The organism is Planctomycetia bacterium (assembly GCA_034440135.1).
Lineage (GTDB): Bacteria > Planctomycetota > Planctomycetia > Pirellulales > JALHLM01 > JALHLM01.
Genome location: JAWXBP010000288.1, coordinates 1 through 4378, shown reverse-complemented (window position 1 = coordinate 4378; position 4378 = coordinate 1). Strand labels below are relative to the sequence as shown.

The window sequence follows — 4378 nt, the reverse complement described above, 5'->3', positions numbered from 1 at the left end:
GGCGCCAGCGGTGGCAGCGTGCGAGCCGTCATCGTCGATGGGCCAAACGACATCGGCGGTTCCTCGACGACGGGCGAAGGCGCGGTGGGGAATGAGACGCCGGCGCCGAGCATCAGCGTGCCGCGCGAACTACCGGAATCGGAACGCCTGCCGACGGGCGTTGCCATCGGCGCGACGGCGGTGTCCTCGAACGATTCCGCCGTCGGTTGTGAGCCGACGTATTGATCGAGCATGATGGTGCCGCGCGTCGATTCCCGAGCGGATGGCGCGCGTCGCGCGACGGGCGTTGGGGTCGCGGCGCGGGAGGCAATCAGCGATTCCTCCGGCGGCGCCATGGGGGCGTCCGCAATCACCGGGGCCTCGGCGCTCGGCAACAATGATGCGACGGCCTCGAACGCGGCGGTATGTTCCTTGGCGGCCAGCGCGCTCAGCCAACTGGCGTCGGTGCAGCAGAGATAAATGCCGTCCGGATTGGCGTACCAGTGCAGCGGCGCGGGGCCTTCCGGAATACCGCGCACTCGGAAACCGAGCCCCGTGGCGTCCATCAAGCGTTGCTCGTGCCGTTCATCGCCGGTGCCGAGCAGGAGGAACGTCGGCGCGGCGTCGATATCGATGCCATTGCGCCGCAGCGCGTTGATGCCGGCCTTCCAGGCGAAGTCGATTTCCGGATAGGGCGACACATCCCCTTCGAGCCAGAGCTTGAGCGCCCAGTAGACGACGATCGGAATCGCCAACAAGAGCGCGAGCACCGAGACGATCCGCCCGACGGTCATGGCATGCCGCCAGGGGACGCTCTCGGGATCCATCAAGAAAATCGTCCAAGCCGTGATCACGACAATGAACAGCGCGAACGCCGTCAGAATCGCGGCCAGCCGCGGCAACGGTTGCCGAAAGAACCGGCGCGGCAGCCCGCCCAGCCAGCGAAAAAAGCTGACAATCTTCCCAGGTTCTGCCGGCGGGGCGGGGACTTCCATGACAATGCTCCAGGTTGATTCACCACGGAGTCACGGAGACACGGAGGGAAGTGGAAAGGGCGAATGACGAAATTCTAAATCTGAATGTCGAATCAAGTCCAAATGACCAATGTCGAAGGCCGCTCTGCCTTAGGGACGCTAATCCAAAGTTTTGTCATTCTGTCATTCAAAATTGATTCGACATTCAGATTTAGAAATTCGACATTCACACTCCCTGCCCTCGGCGCCTCCGCGGTTCCTGAGGCACTTCCTTAGTGCCTCCGTGTCTCTGTGGTGAATCTTCTAAGTTTGTCGATACACCAGCGTGTAATAAATCGTCACTACGGCTGCCAGCAATGTCGCGGTCAGCCAGGACCAGAGGACCAGCGGTTGCGAGCGTAGCGGCGGCGCGCCTTGCACTTCGCTGCGCGGGCCGGCCAACGCGGGGCGGCCTTGGCCGAGGCGAATGGCCAGTGCCGTTTGCCGGGCCCAGCCGTCGAGCGTGTCGGGGAGGCCATTGGATTCGGTGAGCATCGCGGCGAGTTCCGGCTCGCGGTACAGGCCGCGGAAACCGAGCACGACGCAGACGTAGTACACTTCCAAGGCGTCGCGGCGCGGCAACGTCGAAGCCTCTTGCGCGCGGGTGTAGAAACGCTCGTTGCAAAGCCGGGTGTTGAACGTCTCGACTTCGAGGACGTTGTTGTTCCACCACTCGCGGCCTTCCCACGGCGTTTCCAGCAACACCTCGTCGATCCAGGAGACAAGCGCGTACTTGCCGAGTTCCCATTCCTGGCCGACGCCGACAATGGCTTCGGCCTGATCCAGGAGCGCAGTGATTTGCAACCGCTCCTCCTGCGGGCTCGGGCGCTCGTCGCGCGCCACGCGCTCCAGCAGGCCGAGCACGTGCAACAACACGGGGTCAACGGCTTGGGCAAACTTGGGTGTCATGCGCGCATCGGCACCGCGAACAGGGCGAATTGAAGCGGAACTTTCTTGCCGCGCAGGTTCACAACCAGCCGGCGCTCGCCTTGCAGGCGATCCGCGTTTTCGATCAGTGAATCTTTGAGCCGCATCGCCAGCGTCTGCGTTTCCTGCACATCGCGCCAGGCGGGCGAATCTTTGCGATCAACCTCGTAGTAAATCCATTCCTGCCGCGCGGGTAACGCGCGAATTAAGCGGTCGACCGGCTGCAACTGCAAGCCTTGCGCACGATGCTTGAAGAGGATTTCGACTTGCCGGCTGCTGCCGATTTTCCAATCGAGCTGCCCTTGGGAAAGCACCTCGCGGCATTCTTGCTCGGTGAGCTCGCCTTTGTTGACGCCGATGTACCAGCTCCAGTCGGAGTTGAACCACTTGGGTTCCAGCGTGACTTGCATGCCCATGCCGACGCCGACGAAGTACCGCTGCTCGTATTCGTAGTCGCGGACCGAGTTGATCAAAGCGTCAATCTTCAGCTTGATCCACTGGAAGATACGGGCCAGGTCTTCGTGATCGTACGTGGGGATGTCCGTGGTGCGGCGCTCGCGGCCGAAAATCGACAACTGTCCGACGACACGGCACAACTCGGTGTAAGCCGTGAGCGGATGGACGCCCTCGGCAAAGGCCAGCACGGAGAGCACGCTGTGCGCTTCGTTCAACTCGGAAAGCATCAACACTCGCTCGGTATCGCCGGGGTCGCGGCTGTCGAGCCCGATGCCGCGGTTCATCACCTGTTGCGCGAGGATTTCGAGCTTCTGGCTGATTACATCGTAGATCGCGCGGACGATATCCCGGCTCAGCCCTGGCCAGGCCTGAATGGAAATCAGCGGCGGGATGTAATCGGGATCGAGCCGCGGCACGGCCTTTTCTTCGCTGGCGCGGCGAATCTGCGCGATGGGCAGCAATTCATAGCCGCTCAGATCTTGATTCGAGAGCAACAGCCGGGCATTGAGCGTTTTGACGCGAATCGGCTGGTCGCTGCCGCCAAAGCTCTCGTCTTGCACCGTTTGATCGAACTCGATGCTACGCGCATGCTCCGCGGAACCGTTCGGGGGCGAGACGTTCTGACGTCCGAGTTGCAGCTTCGGCACCGCCAGATAAACGCGGATCGCCGGCGCGGTGTTGAACGCGTCCTCCAGCTTCACGAGCGTCTGGGCCAACTCGCCCAGCGCTCCGCGCAAGTCGATGCGGTCCGGTTCATTGCCGGAATCGAGCGAGACGATGGTGCCGTCGCGCATCCGCGCCTTGAGAGTATGCAACTCGAACTGCTGATTCGCGAGCGCCTCTTTGCTCCACTCCAGCGCGTAGATGCCGTAGTTGTACGGGTGATCCCACTGCTCGGAGGTTTGTACTAACTCGGTCCAATGGCGATCGGCCGCCTGAAAATGCTGAGGGCGGAGAAACAATCCTTCGAACCAATGGACGGGCAGGTTCCGCATGCGGCAAACACCCCGGGGGAAAATGCGCGAGCGCCGGGAGCGACGAACGCGAGGTCGTTGCCAGGACCGGAGGAACGCCACCGGCCAGGCATCGCTCAACGCTCACCAGTTCCACTATTTCGGCCGCATCGTATCACTGCAGGAGCGTTATGTAAACAGCATTCGCGTACGTAAGTGTTGGCCTGTTATGGTTTTGGAATGGACGCGACGAGGAATTCGCCTCGACCTTGCCGACGACCACCGGCAGAGCGCCGGCGAGCTATTTGACAGGGCCTGAAACGCAACCTAAGGTTCCTTCGAGGCCTTGCGCGCTCGGAAGCTCTTCCCTTCGACGCGTGGACCGCTCGGTCGATCAGCGCTTCCACTTCTTAAGTCTCTGCAGGACTTCGCCCACGCTATGAGCATTGCGGTCTCCGAACGCGCATATCCGGCCGGCGTCCAGCGGATGGCGGCCGAAGATTCCGTTTCCGGGCAGGTTTGCCGCCTCTTGCAGCGGCAGTCCGGCGACCCGGCGATGTTGGAACGACGTCGCGACCGACGGTTTCCGTTCCCCACGTTAATGACCCTCTGGCCGGCCGACCACGACCGGCTGGAGACATCGTTCGTGATCGTCGGGAAGGATCTCTCCGAACGAGGGCTGGGCTTTTTCCATCAGCAGCCCATCCTCTGCCGACGAGCGATCATTGTCTGCGAGGCGCCGGGCGTGGAGTCGCTGGCATTCCTGATCGACATCAACTGGTGCCGCTTTACCTGCCACGGCTGGTACGAAAGCGGCGGCCGCCTGCTGGAAGCCGTGACGCCGCCGACGCTGTCCTTGGAAGATACGGTTACCTGAGACTTGGAACCACGAAAGGCGCGAAAAACACGAACATTCGGATCGTTTAGCAAGGCTGCTGTGGCCAATCTCTAGCCAGCCCATGTGCCGAGAGTCGGTTGGCACTCTTGGAAAAAGCCCGATCCCCACAAGTCGTTCGTGCCTTTCGTGTCTTTCGCGGTTGCCTCCGGATG

4 protein-coding genes are annotated in these 4378 nt (G+C 61.9%); 1 reads left to right on the top strand and 3 read right to left on the bottom strand.

The annotated features are described in order from the left end of the window. From SGJ19_17485 to tssK, 3 genes are all read right to left on the bottom strand, one after another. Positions 1 to 974 (bottom strand): hypothetical protein (locus SGJ19_17485; GenBank protein MDZ4782044.1); only part of this gene is annotated, 974 nt, incomplete at its 3' end. Positions 975 to 1256: 282 nt separating this feature from the next. Then, a complete protein-coding gene (locus SGJ19_17480) occupies positions 1257 to 1901 on the bottom strand; it encodes a DotU family type IV/VI secretion system protein (GenBank protein ID MDZ4782043.1) in 645 nt (214 codons plus the stop codon). Then, positions 1898 to 3370 (bottom strand): type VI secretion system baseplate subunit TssK, encoded by a 1473-nt coding sequence (gene tssK, locus SGJ19_17475; GenBank protein MDZ4782042.1) that lies wholly within the window; start codon positions 3368 to 3370, stop codon positions 1898 to 1900. The genes SGJ19_17480 and tssK overlap by 4 nt, the downstream gene beginning before the upstream one ends. A gap of 397 nt (positions 3371 to 3767) precedes the next feature. On the opposite strand from tssK, the gene SGJ19_17470 reads away from it, so the two are divergent. Beyond that, positions 3768 to 4205 carry a hypothetical protein gene (locus SGJ19_17470; protein MDZ4782041.1) on the top strand — a complete coding sequence of 146 codons (438 nt, stop codon included), beginning with the start codon at positions 3768 to 3770 and terminating at the stop codon, positions 4203 to 4205. The last annotated feature ends 173 nt before the right edge of the window (positions 4206 to 4378 follow it).

Coding starts and splice junctions, on each gene's coding strand:
- SGJ19_17480 (MDZ4782043.1), bottom strand. CDS start 1,901: ATGACACCCAAGTTTGCCCAAGCCGTTGACCCCGTGTTGTTGCACGTG.
- tssK (MDZ4782042.1), bottom strand. CDS start 3,370: ATGCGGAACCTGCCCGTCCATTGGTTCGAAGGATTGTTTCTCCGCCCT.
- SGJ19_17470 (MDZ4782041.1), top strand. CDS start 3,768: ATGAGCATTGCGGTCTCCGAACGCGCATATCCGGCCGGCGTCCAGCGG.